Origin of the sequence: Glycomyces buryatensis (assembly GCF_004912275.1) — a bacterium.
GTDB lineage: Bacteria > Actinomycetota > Actinomycetes > Mycobacteriales > Micromonosporaceae > Glycomyces > Glycomyces buryatensis.
Genome location: NZ_STGY01000032.1, coordinates 56650 through 72974, shown reverse-complemented (window position 1 = coordinate 72974; position 16325 = coordinate 56650). Strand labels below are relative to the sequence as shown.

Annotated in this window: 17 protein-coding genes and 1 tRNA gene; 14 read left to right on the top strand and 4 right to left on the bottom strand. The window is 67.0% G+C overall.

Features of this window, described 5'->3' with window-relative positions; genetic code table 11:
* Nucleotides 1–481: 481 nt before the first annotated feature.
* The 3 genes from FAB82_RS08810 to FAB82_RS08800 all read left to right on the top strand — a co-directional run bounded on the left by FAB82_RS08810 (nucleotide 482) and on the right by FAB82_RS08800 (nucleotide 2114).
* Complete coding sequence (locus FAB82_RS08810; RefSeq protein ID WP_136534171.1) at nucleotides 482–949, top strand: hypothetical protein; 468 nt, start codon at nucleotides 482–484, stop codon at nucleotides 947–949.
* Complete coding sequence (locus tag FAB82_RS08805; protein WP_136534170.1) at nucleotides 946–1608, top strand: hypothetical protein; 663 nt, start codon at nucleotides 946–948, stop codon at nucleotides 1606–1608. Before FAB82_RS08810 ends, FAB82_RS08805 begins: the two co-directional genes overlap by 4 nt.
* 242 nt (nucleotides 1609–1850) lie before the next feature.
* Nucleotides 1851–2114 (top strand): helix-turn-helix domain-containing protein, encoded by a 264-nt coding sequence (locus FAB82_RS08800; protein WP_136534169.1) that lies wholly within the window; start codon nucleotides 1851–1853, stop codon nucleotides 2112–2114.
* A gap of 162 nt (nucleotides 2115–2276) precedes the next feature.
* Here FAB82_RS08800 and FAB82_RS08795 read toward each other — a convergent pair.
* Nucleotides 2277–2349: transfer RNA gene (locus FAB82_RS08795), tRNA-Glu, on the bottom strand.
* A 262-nt stretch (nucleotides 2350–2611) separates the two neighbouring features.
* Nucleotides 2612–3247, bottom strand: coding sequence for a hypothetical protein (locus tag FAB82_RS08790; protein WP_136534168.1), 636 nt, complete (start codon nucleotides 3245–3247; stop codon nucleotides 2612–2614).
* 300 nt (nucleotides 3248–3547) lie between these two features.
* Between FAB82_RS08790 and eno the strand changes: the two genes are divergently transcribed.
* From eno to FAB82_RS08770, 4 genes are all read left to right on the top strand, one after another.
* Complete coding sequence (gene eno / locus FAB82_RS08785; RefSeq protein ID WP_136534167.1) at nucleotides 3548–4834, top strand: phosphopyruvate hydratase; 1287 nt, start codon at nucleotides 3548–3550, stop codon at nucleotides 4832–4834.
* 136 nt (nucleotides 4835–4970) lie between these two features.
* Nucleotides 4971–5492, top strand: a complete 522-nt coding sequence (locus FAB82_RS08780; RefSeq protein WP_136534166.1) for an FtsB family cell division protein — start codon at nucleotides 4971–4973, stop codon at nucleotides 5490–5492.
* The gene (locus FAB82_RS08775; protein WP_136534165.1) at nucleotides 5489–6022 is read left to right on the top strand and encodes a DUF501 domain-containing protein; all 534 of its coding nucleotides are present in this window, start codon (nucleotides 5489–5491) and stop codon (nucleotides 6020–6022) included. The genes FAB82_RS08780 and FAB82_RS08775 overlap by 4 nt, the downstream gene beginning before the upstream one ends.
* Nucleotides 6019–6951: a Ppx/GppA phosphatase family protein gene (locus tag FAB82_RS08770; protein WP_136534164.1), complete on the top strand. Its 933-nt coding sequence runs from the start codon at nucleotides 6019–6021 to the stop codon at nucleotides 6949–6951. Before FAB82_RS08775 ends, FAB82_RS08770 begins: the two co-directional genes overlap by 4 nt.
* 57 nt (nucleotides 6952–7008) lie before the next feature.
* Here the strand turns inward: FAB82_RS08770 and FAB82_RS08765 are convergent, their stop codons facing one another.
* On the bottom strand, nucleotides 7009–7701 hold the full coding sequence (locus FAB82_RS08765; protein ID WP_136534163.1) for a hypothetical protein: 693 nt from the start codon (nucleotides 7699–7701) through the stop codon (nucleotides 7009–7011).
* A 119-nt stretch (nucleotides 7702–7820) separates the two neighbouring features.
* Between FAB82_RS08765 and FAB82_RS08760 the strand changes: the two genes are divergently transcribed.
* On the top strand, nucleotides 7821–8513 hold the full coding sequence (locus FAB82_RS08760; protein WP_136534162.1) for a TetR/AcrR family transcriptional regulator: 693 nt from the start codon (nucleotides 7821–7823) through the stop codon (nucleotides 8511–8513).
* 135 nt (nucleotides 8514–8648) lie between these two features.
* Here the strand turns inward: FAB82_RS08760 and FAB82_RS08755 are convergent, their stop codons facing one another.
* Complete coding sequence (locus FAB82_RS08755; RefSeq protein ID WP_136534161.1) at nucleotides 8649–9458, bottom strand: PP2C family protein-serine/threonine phosphatase; 810 nt, start codon at nucleotides 9456–9458, stop codon at nucleotides 8649–8651.
* A 257-nt stretch (nucleotides 9459–9715) separates the two neighbouring features.
* Here FAB82_RS08755 and FAB82_RS08750 point away from each other — a divergent pair, with 257 nt between their 5' ends.
* The 6 genes from FAB82_RS08750 (at nucleotide 9716) to FAB82_RS08725 (ending at nucleotide 16283) form a co-directional block, all read left to right on the top strand.
* Nucleotides 9716–11068 carry a serine/threonine-protein kinase gene (locus FAB82_RS08750; RefSeq protein ID WP_168801502.1) on the top strand — a complete coding sequence of 451 codons (1353 nt, stop codon included), beginning with the start codon at nucleotides 9716–9718 and terminating at the stop codon, nucleotides 11066–11068.
* A gap of 253 nt (nucleotides 11069–11321) precedes the next feature.
* Entirely contained in the window at nucleotides 11322–11828 is a 507-nt protein-coding gene (locus FAB82_RS08745; protein ID WP_136534159.1) for a PadR family transcriptional regulator, read from the top strand.
* Between the two features lie 141 nt (nucleotides 11829–11969).
* Nucleotides 11970–13085: a peptide chain release factor 2 gene (gene prfB, locus FAB82_RS08740; protein WP_136534158.1), complete on the top strand. Its 1116-nt coding sequence runs from the start codon at nucleotides 11970–11972 to the stop codon at nucleotides 13083–13085.
* 311 nt (nucleotides 13086–13396) lie between these two features.
* Nucleotides 13397–14077 (top strand): cell division ATP-binding protein FtsE, encoded by a 681-nt coding sequence (locus FAB82_RS08735; RefSeq protein ID WP_136534157.1) that lies wholly within the window; start codon nucleotides 13397–13399, stop codon nucleotides 14075–14077.
* Nucleotides 14078–14100: 23 nt separating this feature from the next.
* On the top strand, nucleotides 14101–14976 hold the full coding sequence (gene ftsX / locus FAB82_RS08730; protein ID WP_136534156.1) for a permease-like cell division protein FtsX: 876 nt from the start codon (nucleotides 14101–14103) through the stop codon (nucleotides 14974–14976).
* Nucleotides 14977–15047: 71 nt separating this feature from the next.
* Entirely contained in the window at nucleotides 15048–16283 is a 1236-nt protein-coding gene (locus FAB82_RS08725; RefSeq protein ID WP_136534155.1) for a M23 family metallopeptidase, read from the top strand.
* Nucleotides 16284–16325 lie beyond the last annotated feature (42 nt).

Here is a 16325-nt window from a genome sequence, read left to right as displayed (position 1 = left end):
AGCGTGCGCCTTGCCTCCCCAGGAAGGGGTGGCGACAGTATGCGCAGCTTTTCGAGGTGCCGCTGCGGCGAAGCCGTTCTGCGCGCACTGCCCGGCTGAGATCAGAGAGCTCAGTGTCACTGAGCCTGGCTAGAACTAGCATGTAACAATTGTATCTGTTACGGCATTTCAGCGCGAGCCCTGGATCCAGATTTATTGTGCTGCTTGAGTGTTCCTTGCGTTTGACATTCAGGACACACGGGAGTGTTCCCTTGTGTCCTGAAGATCCACAGGGTGAGCAAGAGGGCAAGGATCTCGAACTTGACGGACACTGCGAGTGTGGTTTGATCCTGTCTTCAAGGCCCAGAGCCGAGGTGGGGCTGGGAAGTTGTCTTGAGCGGGAAGTGAAATCCGCGGCCATGGGGAGGATGTTGGCGGTACGGCTCCTCCGCAACCCAGAGCCCCACGGCACAATACTGCTGGAGGAGAGGAGCGACCTGACATGGCGGTCGAGGATGAACAGTACGGGCGGATCATGAGCCGTTTGCGGGCGGACCTGCCTGTTCTTGCGGAGCAGCTGGATGCTGAAGTCCGGAGCGGGAGGTTGATTTCGGAAGAGTCGCTCTTCAGCGGCAGTAGCTACCAGGATCGGAAGGCGCGGCTGGCTGAGTCGAAGCTTCCTAAACTGGCTAAGAGCGACATCGGTGTACTGCCGTACACAGGATCTGAGCGGCTCGACCTGGTGCGCGACGCCCTGCTAACACTCGCTGAAACGATGAGCTCGTCGAGGAAGGAGCTCCTGAGGTTCACTGATGAGTTCGGCGTGAGCCCGGTGATCGAGTTCAGTGACTTCGAGTCGGCAAGTGAGCCGGATCGCATCGACCTCAACATAGAGGCAGAACGGGCGCAACGGGCTCGGAACACGATGGCGCACCGGTTCGGTAGTGGCGGCCAGGTGTCTGAACGATGAGCAGAGAAGACTTTGTCAGAGAGGTCGAGGCCGCGATCGGCGAGCTGAAGGCGAGCTACCGTGGCAACGCGTCAGAGTCCGACCTCTACGAGGCCACGTTGTTTGTGCTCTGTGTCGATGCGGCCAAAAGAGCAGGGGGTCGCGTGCTGCTGACGCATGACGGCAGGAACGCGATCCAGCAGCTTTCATTTCGTAGGAGTCCCGGGAATCTCTGGCTCGGAGAATTCACCTACGCGCTGGTCAACTTCCCTAGTACCTCCAAGCAACTTGAGGTGCATCTCGGGGCCTATGTGGCATCAGGCAGCTCGAAGGTCGCACACGAATGTGATGTAGCGATCCTCGACCACGAAGAAGCTGAGCGAAGCCGGCAAGGCCAAGTGCACCCAAGGGCAAGAGGGCTTATCGCGGTGATCGAGGCGAAGCTTTACGCCACATCCCCTTCCCTGGGGGTCGGGCGCGGTTTCCTTGGGCTGGCTCAAGAGTTGGGACCCAAGAGGTGCTCGTTGGTTTTCCCCTCAGGCGGTTCCGACAACATCCTGGCGCTCATTGCCAAGCGCGACAGCCAGGCCTACGACAGACTCCTTCCAGGCCGGGACTCAATCGGGACCATGCGCGAACATCTCGTCAAGGCGATCAGCAACTGGAAACACGTCCGGTAGCAATCCCCGCGATTTCGAAACCGGTGCCGCGGACCCAGTGAGGTGTCCACACCAAAAACAAGTCCCGTTCGCGCCGAGCGTGATCGCATCCGACTTAGACTGGGCCTGGGCGGGCGCTTGTGCTTCCGAGCCCTGTCGTTTTTGCGAGAAGCGCGGTTGATCCTTGCCATCGGCTGTCTGGCTGGTCAGTATTGCTCCCTCAGCGCTGTGCTGGACAGGTTCGATGCAAGGAGGAGCTGGCGATGGCTGATTGCAATGGTGGAAAGCGGACCGTCGGATCCTGGACTCGGGAGCGGGTTGAGGCGCTTGGGATGGTCTGTGATGTGGAGACCGCCGCGCAGATTCTGGGGATCGGTCGGACGGTGGCTTACCGGCTCGCTCGTGAAGGGGACTTCCCTACGCCCATCCGGAAGATCGGAGGGCAGTACCGGGTCCTGGTGAGGGGGCTGCTCGATTTTCTCGATGGGGCTGAGCTGGAGCCGGTCGAGGCCGTTCGAGCGCAGTGAGGAGCGTTGCCCTGTAGCTCGCGTTTGAGTGCTGGAATCTGTGGGGAACGGTCGCCCCCTGACTGAACGTGGCGGTCCGTCTTGCTACCACGGTGCTACCACAGGGCGCATGATAAGCTCAGGGGCCAACCGGAGTTGGCCCCTGAGCTGCGTATTTATCTGTACTCCCGAGCGGATTCGAACCGCCGTTTCCGCCTTGAGAGGGCAGCGTCCTAGGCCCCTAGACGACGGGAGCTTGGCCTTGTTCTCGAGCCTTGCGGCGCGGCAACGTTGACAAGCCTACCTGATGTCTGAGCGCCTCTTCCACTGGGATAGCGCTTGTGACGCGGCTGACGTCAGGGCGGGGAACGGAGGCGGGCCGGGGCGGCACTGCCGTCCTTTCGGACGAACCCCCGTAACGCCGGACCCGGCCCGCCGAGCGATGCTATCCCGCATTCGCACCGGGCGCGGCCGCTCGCCTGTTCGAGATCCGCGGGTTGGTCGGACCGGAAGCGGGGTCATTCGTCGCCGTGGTCGCCGTTGCCGGAGAGTTCGTCGAGCCAGGTCTGGTCGACGCCGTCGTGGTAGTTCACGAGTTTGGCGGTGTAAGTAAGGTCACCGACTTGGGCGGTGACGCTGGCGATCACGCCAATTGTCGTCACGCAGACCTCATAGGCCCCGACCGTCGAGTTCTCGGCGCCCTGGACGTCGACGCAGTTGGCCAGTTGTCCGGCGAGGGTCGTGTCGGAGAACTCCGCCTGGGCCGAGGGATCGGCGGAGGTCTCGGCGAGCCAGGTGGCCACCTCTCCGTCGTCGGGGAGGACGCCATTGAGCTTGTCGCCCAGCCACTGTGGGAGTGCTTCGGCGTCGCCGCCGGTCCACCGTTCTGGCTGGTCGCCGATGACGACCGCGGCATCGCCCGCCTCCGGGTCGGCCGCCACGACCACCGAATCGTCCGAGCCTTCGACCAGGTATTCCGCGGTGTAGGCGTGCGTCTCGCCGCTCTCGACCCGTTCGCTGAGTTCCGTCAGTGCAGCCTGGTCCTCCGAAACCTGTTCGTCGGCCGCGCCCCCGGCGCCGGTGCATCCGGCGAGCGCGAGGAGGGAGACCGCGCCGAGGGCAGCGCAGCGTCGAAGGGGGTTCCATACGGGCATGGGGCTCCAAATCCGTTGTGCCGGGCGTTCGCACCGGGGAGTCTCGGCGCTGCGGGGCTCACCTAGCACAGGTGTCTGATCTGCGATTCGCCTCCACCATATAGCGGACCGTCCAGCACCCCAGCGTCGCGCGCGTACGGGGTCGCGGCGAACGCTAAATCTCGGCGCGAGGGCTTTCCCATCTGGGCCGGGGCGTAGCCTAAGGAGCTGTGACCGGCGCAGTGTCGGGTCGGTCGAAATCCTTCGGACACAGCCCTGAAATCGGGCTGCGAGTCAGATTCGGCTATTTCAGGAGTGACAGTGGCTGCAATTGAAGACATTCGGGCTAGGGAGATCCTTGACTCTCGCGGCAATCCCACCGTCGAGGTGGAGATCCTGCTCGACGACGACACGCTCCAGCGGGCCGCGGTGCCGTCGGGCGCTTCGACCGGTGCCTTCGAGGCCATCGAGCTGCGCGACGGCGACAAGAACCGCTACCTCGGCAAGGGTGTCGAGAAGGCCGTCGACCACGTCAACGGCCCCATCCGCGATGCCCTGATCGGCCTCGAGGCCTCCGAGCAGCGCCTGGTCGACCAGGCCCTCCTCGACGCCGACGGTACGCCCGACAAGTCCAGCCTGGGCGCCAACGCGATCCTCGGCGCCTCCCTCGCGGTCGCCAAGGCCGCCGCCGACTCCTGTGAGCTCCCGCTCTACCGGTACCTCGGCGGCCCGAACGCGCACCTGCTCCCGGTGCCGATGATGAACATCCTCAACGGCGGCTCCCACGCGGACTCCAACGTCGACGTCCAGGAGTTCATGATCGCCCCGATCGGCGCCCCGACCTTCAAGGAGGCCCTGCGCTGGGGCGCCGAGGTCTACCACGCGCTCAAGTCCGTCCTCAAGGAACGCGGTCTGTCGACCGGCCTCGGTGACGAGGGCGGCTTCGCCCCCAACCTCGAGTCGAACCGCGCCGCGCTCGACCTCATCTCGGTCGCCATCGAGAAGGCCGGCTACAAGCTCGGCACCGACATCGCCTTTGCGATGGACGTGGCCGCCACCGAGTTCTTCAACGACGGCGTCTACCTCTTCGAGGGCCAGAAGAAGACCGGCGCGGAGATGAGCGCGTACTACGAGGAGCTCATCGCCGCCTACCCATTCGTGTCCATCGAGGACCCGCTGGCCGAGGACGACTGGGCCGGCTGGGCCACGCTGACCGCGACCGTGGGCGACCGCCTCCAGATCGTCGGCGACGACCTGTTCGTCACCAACCCCGAGCGCATCCGCCGGGGCATCGAGGAGAAGGCCGCCAACGGCCTGCTCGTCAAGGTCAACCAGATCGGCTCGCTCACCGAGACCGCCGACGCGGTCGACATGGCCCACCGTGCCGGCTTCGGCTGCATGATGAGCCACCGCTCCGGTGAGACCGAGGACACCACCATCGCCGACCTGGCCGTCGCGATGGCCTGCGGCCAGATCAAGACCGGCGCCCCGGCCCGCTCGGACCGCGTCGCCAAGTACAACCAGCTGCTCCGCATCGAGGAAGACCTCGGCGACGCCGCCCGCTACGCCGGCGCCTCGGCATTCCCGAAGTTCACGCAGGGAAAATGAAGTAGAGCCGAAGTTCACGCAGGCAAAGTGAACTCGGGCCGAAGTACAAGGACGCCTAAGGGTTCCTTAGATCTCCGGGCCCCCGCGCCGCTGGCGCGGGGGCCTGATCCGTCTTCGCATCGACTAGGCTGAGCGGGTGAGTGCCAGCCGCCGACCCAGCCATCCCGGAGGACGATCGACCGGGCCCGGCCGCACCCGCGCCACCCGCAGGCCGGCGGGCACCACCGGCCGCCCCAAGGTCAAGCGCGTCCGGGTCCGTCCCGGACGCAAGGTCTCCCGCCGCGCCGCCGTCCTCGCGCTGGTCCTCTCCGCCCTTGCCCTCGCCTACGCCTACCCGCTGCGCACCTACGTCGAGCAGCGCATGGAGATCAACCGGCTCGAAGTCGAGCAGAGCGAGCAGCGCGACCGCATCGAAGACCTCGAAGCCGAGCGCATCAAATGGGACGACCCCGAATACGTCGAGGCCCAGATCCGCTCCCGCCTCCTGCTCGTCCCGCCCGGCGAGGACCTGGTCATCGTCGTGGACGAGGACGACCCGACGCGCCCCGGAGCCGACGACGGTGATTCCGGCAGCGAAGACCCCTGGTACGACGAGCTGGTCGCTACCTTTGAAGACGCCGACCAGCTCGACACCGAATCAGAGGGGACAGAGGATTGAAGCCCGAATCGTGGCCCCAGGAACCAGCGACCGTCACTGAGGCAGACGCGGCCGCCGTCTCCGCCCAGCTCGGACGCCCGATCCGCGGCGCCCACGCCGTAGCCTGGCGCTGCCCATGCGGCCAGCCCGCTGTCATCGAGACCGAGCCGCGCCTGCCCGACGGCTCGCCGTTCCCCACCACCTACTACCTGACCTGCCCCAAGGCCGCCTCGGCCATCGGCCGCCTCGAAGGCGGCGGGGTCATGAAGGACATGAACGAGCGGCTCGCCACCGACGAGGACCTCGCCGCGCAGCACCGCCGCTCCCACGACGACTACCTGGCCCGCCGGGCGAAACTCGGCGACGTGCCCGAGATCGCCGGAGTCTCCGCGGGCGGTATGCCCGACCGCGTCAAGTGCCTCCACGCCCTGGTCGGCCACGCCCTCGCCGCCGGTCCGGGCGTCGACCCGTGCGGCGACGAGGCCATCGAGATGCTCCCCGAATGGTGGAAGCACTCCAGTTGCGCGAGTGAACAGGAGGCCGGCGAATGAAGCGGGTAGCGGGAATCGACTGCGGCACCAACTCAATCCGCCTCCTCATCGCCGACATCGATGACGAGGGCCGTCTCCATGATGTGGTGCGGCGCATGGAGGTCGTCCGCCTCGGCGAAGGCGTGGACGACACCGGCCGGCTCTCCGAAGCGGCGCTCGAACGGACCCGGGCCAGGCTCGTCGAGTACACCGACCAGATCCGCGAGCACGGCGCCGAGGCTGTCCGCATGGTCGCGACCTCCGCGACCCGCGATGCCGCCAACGCCCACGAGTTCACCGAAATGGTCGTGTCGGTCCTCGGCAAGGCCCCCGAGGTCATCACCGGCGACGAAGAGGCCCGCTTGTCTTTCAAAGGCGCAGTGTTTACCGGTGCGGTCGCCGGCCTGCTGGACGAAGGACAGCAGGTGCTGCTGGTCGACATCGGCGGCGGCTCCACCGAGTTCGTGCGCGGCCAGACGGCCGAAGTGCTCGCGGCCATCTCGGTCGACGTCGGCTGCGTCCGCATGACCGAGCGGCACCTGCGCTCGGATCCGCCGCCGGCGGAGGAGATCGACGAAGCCGTTGCCGACATCAAGTCCGTAGTGGACCGTGCGCTGGCGGTCGCCGACGCCGATCGAACCGCGACCGAGCTTGTCGCCGTGGCGGGCACCGCGACCACGGTCGCCGCGATCGCGCTGGAGCTTCCGGCCTACGACCCGGACGCCATCGACGGGACGCGCCTGAGCTACGAGCAGATCGTGAATGTGACCGCCGACCTCATCGCTTCTGATCATGCGGCGCGCCTGGCGATCCCGTCGATGCACCCGGGCCGCGCCGACGTCATCATCGGCGGCTCGCTGGTGCTGCGAACCATCATGGAGCGCAGCGGCATCAACGAGGTCCTCATCTCAGAGCACGACATCCTCGACGGCATCGCCTTGTCGGCTTGAGACGCAAGGAAAGCGGCCCCGCAATCGAACGATTGCGGGGCCGCTTCCGTACGCGCCTCAGGCCTTTTGAAGCTGCGGCGCCGCCTCGGCGTTGATCGGGCGCCTCGCCGAGAACATGGCCCAGGCCAGGATCAGCGCACTGAGTCCCACCAGCACGCCCCAGGCGAGGCGGCCCGCGTACGGGAAGTAGAAGTGCGGCAGGTACAGCACCATCGCGGCCGCCAACGGGATGGCGCTCCAGCGGTTCACGGTTCCCGAGCGCCACACGGCGACCGCGATGAGGATCGCGGCCAAGGCGATGAGCGCCAGACCGATCGCGAAGATCGTCGCGGCGACGGAGTCCATGCGGAAGGCCTCGCCGACCTCGGTCAGTGAGGCATCACCGTCGGCCACGGCCCTCGCGCCGATCGCCTTGAGGCCGTAGACCTCTGCGCCGTAGTACGAGATGGTCAGCGCCGAGCCGATGTACCCGGTGGTCGCGGCGAGGAACGCCGTCTTCTCATTGCGGGTGCCTTCGAAGTGTCCGCGTAGAGCGCCATAGGTGAGCGGGATCAGGATGAGGCCGATGATCGCGGCGATGTGGGCGAAGGACCAGGCGGCCGAGGCCCAGGATTCGGCCCCCTCCAACGTCGTCTGGTCCTCGCGCGGGGCGACGAACTCGTAGAGGACGAACAGGATGCCGGCGAGCGCGAGGCCGATCGCGCCGGTGCGAGTGCGGGGGTCGGGCTGGGAGGTCTGGGGGAGTGACATGGATGCTCCTATGGTGTTCACTGATCTCATTCAAGAGCAGTGCTCTCTGTTGGAGACAATCATGGCACACCCGCACCGAATATGCAAGAGCGGTGCTCTCGTTTCGGTACACTTGCCGAATGAACGCGCCGAGAACCGCCCGAGAACGTGCCCGCGCCGAGCTCACCAAGGAAATCCTGACCGCCGCCCGCCGCCAGCTCGGCGAGGTCGGGGGCATCGGCCTTTCGCTGCGCTCGGTCTCCCGCGAACTCGGCATGGCCTCATCGGCGATCTACCGCTACTTCGCCAGCCGCGACGAACTCCTGACCGCCCTGATAGTGGAGGCGTACAACGAGATCGGCGCGGCGGCGGAGAATGCCGACCTCCCGGTCGCCGACCCGATCGAACGCTGGCTCGCGGTCTGGCGCGCAGTCCGCGAGTGGTCGCTGGCCAACCGCCACGAGTTCGCCCTCATCTTCGGCACCCCGATCCCCGGCTACATCGCCCCGCACATCACCGTCACGGTCGCCGGCCGAATGCCGCTGGCGCTCGCGCGAATCACCTCCGACGCCAAGCGCTCGGGCGCCCTCATTCCGCCTCCGGGCCCGACCTGCGACCCGGCCGCCATCGAACCGGACATGTTGCGGCTCTTGGAAGGCGAGGAGTTCACCCCCGGCGAGGTCGCGCGCCTCATCCTGGCCTGGAACCGCCTCGTCGGCATCATCTCGTATGAGCTGCACGGGCATCTGACGAACGTGACCGCCGACGACGCGGCCTTCTTCGACTACACCGCCCGCACCGAAGCGGCGCTCTGCGGACTGATCTTCGACTGAGGGTTACGGAGCGGTCGGCCCGCGGCGGGGACGATGTCCTGGCAGTTGACGGCGACCTGGAGGACGACGGCCGCTGGTACGACTACCTCCGCATGGGGTGCCCCTGTCGCCGGGCGTGGGGACCCGGCATCGGCTTCAGCCCCAAAGGATGAGACTGGTGATGATCGCGGCCACCACCAGCAGGACCGCCAGCGCGCCCACGATCCAGGGCCAGCGCTTCATCGGCTTGTGCTCGGACACGTCGCCCACGACCACGGTGACGTTGTCCGGGCCGCCGCCCTCCAGGGCCAGGCGGACCAGTTCGTCGGCCGCCGCCTGCGGGTCGGAGAAATCGTTGAGGACGGTCTCGATGGCGTCGTCCGAGACGACGTCGCTGAGTCCGTCGGAGCACAGCATGTAGCGGTCGCCGATCTGGGCGGGGCGGGTCTCGAAGTGGGCCGGGGCGGGGTTGGCCTGGAGCACGCGGGTCACGACGGACTTGTAGGGGTGGTCCTGGGCCTCGGCGGGGGTGATGGCGCCCTCGTCCACGAGGCGCTGGACGTAGGAGTCGTCCACAGTCACCTGGACGAAGTCCTCGCCGCGCACCTGGTAGGCGCGTGAGTCTCCGATGTGGACAATGTCGACGGCGTTGTCGCCCAGCCACAGTCCGGTCAACGTGGTGGCCATGCCCTCGGACTCGGGGTTCTCGGCCACGGCCGCGCGGATGCGGTCCCGGGCCGCCTCGACGACCTCGCCCAGTTCGGCCTCGGCCTCGACCGGGGAGCGGCGGGCCAGCCGCGTCACCTCGGCGATGGTGACCCCGCTGGCGACCTCACCGGCGGCGGCGCCGCCGACCCCGTCGGCGACAGCGAGCAGCCGCCGCGACGCGAGATGGGAGTCCTCGTTGAGGTCGCGGACTTTGCCCACGTCGGTGGCGGCGCCGTAGCGCCAACGAAGTTCGGTCACAGGGAATCACCACTGGGCTCGCACCGGGTTACGACGTCTTGTCTGAAGCTTGGCCGTTCGAGGGACATGGGCGCAAGTGTAGTGGCTGGCCACTCACCAGAGGCGACCGTCGATGTCCGGGCCCGGTCGAGGCGTCCCGGACGGGACGCCCGCCACTGTATCCCCGGTTCGTGCCAGCCTCCCATTCGGTATCTGAACTGGGGAGATACCGGTTTTACAGTGGAATGACCAAGCCTCAATACCCCCGAGGAGCAACGATGACCACGGTTCTGGCAAACCGTTTCGCCCTGCATCACGAGATCGCTCGCGGTTCGGTCGGTGTGGTCTGGCGCGGGCTCGACCAGGTCACCGGCGACGCCGTGGCGGTCAAGGTCCTGCGCGAGGAGCTTCGCGAGGAGACCGAGATCGTGGAGACCTTCTTCGCCGAGGCGGAGATCCTCAACGCCATCCAGCACCCGGGCGTGATCGGGGTGCGCGACTTCATCGTGACCGAGACGATCATGGCGATCGTCCTCGAATTCGTGGAGGGCCGCGACCTGCGCGAGCATCTGCGCGCCCACGGGCCGCTCTCCGCCGCCGAGGCCGCCCGCCGCTGCGCTTCCGCCGCCGAGACCCTCGCTGCGGTCCACCGGGTCGGCTACCTTCACGGCGATGTCAAGCCCGGCAACCTGATGCTGTCGGGGGACAGCGGCGTCAAGTTCATCGATTTCGGGATCGCGCGGGCGGCCGAGGCCGAGGGCACCCCCTCGCACGGGACTCCCGAGTACGTGGCCCCCGAGGTGGCGGCGGGGGAGTCCGTGTGCCCGGGCATCGACAACTACGCGCTCGGTCTGGTGCTGTACGAGGCCCTCACCGGGCACAGCGCCTACCGGGGCGGCTCGATCGACGAGGTCTTGCAGCGGCACCTGACCGAGATCCCCGTCAGGCCGGTCGCGGTGGACGCGGAGCTGTGGAAGGTCGTGGAGACCCTGCTCTCGCTCCGACCGGCCGACCGGGGCGACCTGGACGCGGTCGCGACCGAGCTTCGCCGCCTGGCGCCGCGCCTCTCGCCCAACCCGACCGCGCCGATCAAGCCGCGGCTGCGACGCCGGGAAGAGCCCTCCAAATTCCACTACTCGCCGGTGACCCCGGCGGCCGCCGCGATCGACGTCGCGGCGGTCCAGGAGGCGAAGGGGCCCGAGCCGACGCTCTTCGACATGTCGGACCCGCTCCCGGAGCGGACCGAGCGGCGCCGCCGCCCGCTGCTGCTGGCCGGCGCCGGCGCGCTCGGCCTGGTCGCGATCGCCGCGGTGGCGGTCCTGGCACTCACCGGCAATGGGCCCCACGGCGGTGCCGACGTGGCCGACCAGTCCGAGTCGGTCGAGACGACCGCACCCGCCGCGAGCGGCGAACCCTCCGAGGCGCCAACGGAAGCGGCCTCCGAATCGCCCGAAGCGGACGAAGCCTCCCCATCGGAATCCGAAGCGGCCGAGACCGATAGCGACACTCCAACACTGAATTCGGATGATTTGTCCGATTCAGAGGAGCAGGAAAATGACTCCACAGAGGGCACTCCAGTCGAGGAGCTGCCCGGTGCCGACGTCATCGGCTCCCGTATGCCGGGCAATTAAATGCGATTTGAAACAGTCGATAATGCTCTGTAGCGAAGGCACCACGGACAGTTCCCGAATCCTTGAGCGCGATCGGGATCACACGACTGGAATTCTCTGTACACATGTTGCACCACGCTGTCACATTCTGACCGATTCGTAAGGCTTGCAACGATTTTCGAAGGTCGCGGACTATCACACATCGGTGACGGTGAATCGACACATTGGAGCTGTCCACTTGTCAGGAGAGCATCCACATGGCATCCTGTCGGGCATGGCAGGAAAAGAATTGAACGCAACCTCAGCAGCATTGCTGGGCTTGCTACACGAAGGTCCAATGACCGGTGGGCAACTCATGGCGGAGGCGACCCGTCGCCTTGGTCCGTACTGGACCATGACGCGCTCCCAGGTCTATCGCGAACTCCCGGCGCTCGCCGAAGGCGGACTCGTCCGCGTCGGTAAGCCCGGCCCGCGCGCATCGGTGCCGTACACCATCAGCGCCAATGGCAAGCGGGCGTTCACCCGCTGGCTCAACGAGCCGGCCCGGATCGGTCAGCTGCGCGACCCCGTCGCGCTCCGCACCGCGTTCACCGACTACATGTCGGCCGACACGGTCGAGGAGATGTACGCCGACGCCGCCGAGCAGCACCAGGAGGCACTGGCCGAGGCTCGCGCCGCGGCCAAGGACTACGCGGCCGAGGATTCCAGTGCGGCCGTCGCCATGGAGTTCGCCGTGGGGTACCACCGCTCGGCGATCAGCTGGCTCAAGAAGCGCGGCTAGCTTCAAGCACTAGCCGTCGTTTCGACACCTTTCCAATAGCATGCCTGTTCGCATGCTTATCCGCTCAGAATGGGACGCCCGGCCACACGGCCGAGCGTCCCGTTTCGTATGAGCGCGAATACAGGCGTACCCTGATCTGTTGTGACCAGTGTCGATGTTTCCGCCGATCTCCGCGAGCTGAAGGCGACGCTCGCCAGCGTCGAGGCCGTACTCGATCTCCCCTCGCTGCGACGCGAGAAGGAGGAGCTCGAGGCCGCCGCCGCCGAACCCGCGCTCTGGGAAGACGCCGAACACGCCCAGAAGATCACTTCCCGCCTCTCCTACGTCCAGGCCGAGCTGAAGAAGCTCGCCGAGCTCCACTCGCGCATGGACGACGTCGAGATCCTCTTCGAGCTCGCCGGTGCCGAGGACGACCCCTCGGCCGCCGCCGAGGCCACCGCCGAGCTCGCCTCCATCCGCAAGGCCATGGACGAACTCGAGGTCCGCACCCTCCTGTCCGGCGAGTACGACGAGCGCGACTGCGTCATGACCGTCCGCTCCGGCGCCGGCGGCGCCGACGCCTGCGACTTCGCCGAGCAGCTCATGCGCATGTACCTGCGCTGGTCCGAGGAGCACAACTTCAAGACCGAGACCTACGACATCTCTTACGCCGAAGAGGCCGGCATCCGCTCGGCCACCTTCGGCGTCAAGGGCCCCTACGCCTACGGCCACCTCTCGGTCGAGCAGGGCACCCACCGCGTCGTGCGCATCAGCAAATACGACAACCAGGGCCGCCGCCAGACCGGTTTCGCCGCCGTCGAGGTCGTGCCCGCGCTGGAGCAGACCGACGAGATCGAGGAGATCCCCGAGGACGAGCTGCGCATCGACGTCTACCGGTCCTCCGGGCCCGGCGGGCAGGGCGTCAACACCACCGACTCGGCCGTGCGCATCACGCACCTGCCGACCGGACTGGTCGTCGCCTGCCAGAACGAGCGCTCGCAGCTCCAGAACAAGGCCACCGCCATGACGGTGCTGAAGGCGAAGCTGCTCCAGCGCACCCGGGAACAGGAGCGGGCGAAGGTCGACGAGCTGCGCGGTTCGGCCACCGCCTCATGGGGCGACCAGATGCGCTCCTACGTCGAACACCCGTACCAGATGGTCAAGGACCTGCGCACCAGCTTCGAGACCGCCGACGTCAAGGGCGTCTACGACGGCAATATCGACGGTTTCCTGGAAGCGGGCATCCGCTGGCGCATGAGCGGCGAGAAGAACGTCTAGGCCGCCTTTCCGGCCCGAGAATCCGGCAGTCCCGGCACCGGTGTGAAACCGGTCCGCCGCGTCTGGCGCATGCCTATATCATATAGGATCGACTCGGCCGAATATGTCGTCCAATGTGGCGATCCGGTTACGCTCAGGGCCGATTTCGGTTCTGGCCGGGCCGGGTGACCATGCCCGCTTCCCCTGTTCGGGTGAAATCGTGTCGTTACCCCTGAACGGGCGGGACATATGCACACAAAACACCTCGGTATGCCACGCGTGTACTGGAGCCGCCCGTCCGGCTGCCGGGCCCGGCGGTTAGACTCCGCCTCGTGATTCAGCTCGAGGGCGTAACCAAGCACTACCCCCGATCGAACCGACCGTCGGTCGAAGACATCAACGTCTTCATCGACAAAGGAGAGTTCGTCTTCTTCATCGGTCCGACCGGCGCGGGGAAGTCCACGATCATCAAACTGCTCTTGCGCGAGGAGGTCCCCGACAAGGGCAAGATCGCCGTGGGGGACATCGACGTGACCAAGTTGCGGCGATGGAAGGTGCCGGCCTACCGGCGCAGCATCGGCTGTGTCTTCCAGGACTTCCGGCTCCTCCCCAACCGCACCGCGGCCGAGAACGTCGCGTTCGCGCTCGAGGTCATCGGCAAGCCCCGGTCGGTCGCCCGCCGGGTCGTCCCCGAGGTCCTCGAACTGGTCGGTCTCGGCGGCAAGGAGCACCGCTACCCCCACGAGCTCTCCGGCGGTGAGCAGCAGCGCGTGGCCGTGGCCCGCGCCTTCGTCAACCGCCCGCTGCTCCTGCTGGCCGACGAGCCCACCGGTAACCTCGACCCCGACACCTCGATCGAGATCATGCGGCTGCTCGACCGCATCAGCCGGACCGGTACCACCATCGTCATGGTCACCCACGACTCCAACATCGTGAACCAGATGCGCCGTCGCGTCATCGAGGTCGAGAACGGCCAGATCGTGCGCGACCAGTCGCGCGGCGTCTACGGCTAAGCGGAAGGCAGAGAACAGAGCTCATGCGCGCGAAGTACGTGATGTCCGAGGTCTTCCTCGGACTGTGGCGCAATATCTCCATGACCATCGCGATGATCATCACGATGGCGGTCTCGTTGACCATGCTGGGTTCCGCCCTGCTGCTGTACAACCAGGTCGACGTCATCGAGGAGTACTACCAGACCTCGCTCGAGGTGGTCATCTACCTCGACCCCGAGATCGACGAGGAGACCACGGCGCAGATCGAGTCGGAGCTGAACCAGTCCGAGCTGGTCGCGCGGACCGAGTTCGAGTCCAAGGACGATGCCTGGGACCGGTTCCAGGACACCTTCAAGGACTCCCCGGACCTGGTGAAGACCGTCAACGCCGACCAGCTTCCGGCGGCCTTCCGCGTCAAGATGGAAGACATCGACAAGGCTCCCGAACTCATCGCCCAGTTCCAGGAGCGCGACGGGGTCTACCAGGCCACCAACCAGAAGCAGATCCTCCAGCAGGTCTTCGACATCCTCGGCGGGGCCCAGAAGCTGACCCTCGTCGTCGCCCTCGTCCAGGGCGTGGCCGCGCTCATGCTGATCGCCAACACCATCCAGGTCGCCGCCTACTCGCGGCGCCGCGAGGTCGCGATCATGAAGCTGGTCGGCGCCCCGAACTGGTTCGTCCAGGCCCCGTTCGTGCTGGAGGCGGTGTTCGCCGGCATCATCGGCGCCCTGTTCGCCTTCGGCACCCTGGTGGCCGCCAAGTTCCTGGTCATCGACGGGCAGTTCGAGAACTTGTTCAGCCTGATGCCGAAGATCGAGATGTCCGCGGTGCTCATGCTGCTGCCGATCCTGGCCGGCATCTCGGCCGTCATCAGCGCCGTGACCGCCTGGATCACCTTGCGGTTCAACATCAAGGTCTAGCTCTCGCCCGCTAGGCCTAATATGTCCTAAATGCTCAAATTTGGTTCGGATCTCGACTAAATTCGGGCGCTATGAGGCGAATCGGATTGCTGCTCGCGGCCCTGCTTATCGCTGGGGCCGCGAGCAGTCCCGTCTGGGCCGCATCCCAGTCCGAACTCGACCGCGTCGAACGCGAGAAGGCCGAGATGGCCGCCCAGCTCGAAGACGCCTCCGACGAGGTCCGCGCCGCGGGCGCGACCCTCGCCGAGACCGAGGCCCGCCTCCCCGGAGCCGAAGACGCGATCGACGTCGCCGAGGGGCGCGTCGCAGCCGCCGAAACCGAAGCGGCCCAGGCCCAGCGGGAGGCCGACGCCGCCGCGGAGGCGCTGGCCGAGGCCGAGGCCGAATACGAGGAGGCCGCCGCGGCCGTCGAGGCGGCCCGCGAGGCCAGGGCATCGACGATCCGGGCCACCTACCAGGGCGCCGAACTGATCACCCTGGACGCCATCCTCGCCTCGGGCGAACCGGCCCGGGCGGTCGAGGGCCTCACCTACCTCGAGTTCCTCAACGAGTCCAAGTACCAGGCGGTCGAGGAGATCACCCTCCAGCGCCGCATCGCCTCCAACGCCGAGGGCACCGCCGCGGTCGCCGAAGCCGAGGCGGCGGAAGCCGAGGTGGCCGCCGAGGCCGCCCTGGCGCAGGCCGAGACACGGGCCGCCGAGGCGCAGGCCGCCCGCGACGAGGTGAACCGCCTCATCGGCGACCGCGCCGACGCGCTCGCCGTCGCCGAATCGGCCGAGTCCGAGGCCCAGTCGGAGTACGAGGAGCTGGAGGCCGAGTCGCAGCGGCTGGCCGACGCGCTGCGCAATGCCGACTCCGGTTCGTCCGGTGGCTCTGATTCCGGGGGCTCCTCGTCTGGCGGCGGTGGCGGCGGCTGGGTCGTTCCCGTCAGCGGCTGGAAGTCCTCCGACTTCGGCTGGCGGACCCACCCGATCTACGGCACCTCCCGCTTCCACGGCGGCACCGACTTCGCCGCAGGTTCCGGCACCACCATCCACGCCGCCGACTCCGGCACCGTCGTCTACGCCGGCTGGAACGGCGGCTACGGCAACCTCACCTGCATCGGCCACGGCGGCGGCGTCACCAGCTGCTACGCCCACCAGTCCGCGATCTGGGTCTCCAATGGCGAGCACGTCGGCCGTGACGAGGGCATCGGCGCGGTCGGCTCCACCGGCGCCAGCACCGGCGCGCACCTGCACTTCGAGGTCCGTGTGAACGGCGAGCGCGTCAACCCGCTCGGCTACCTCCCGTCCTGCCTGTGCCGTTAGCCGCTAATTCGCTTCGACATACGTATGTTCGATCGTTAAGCT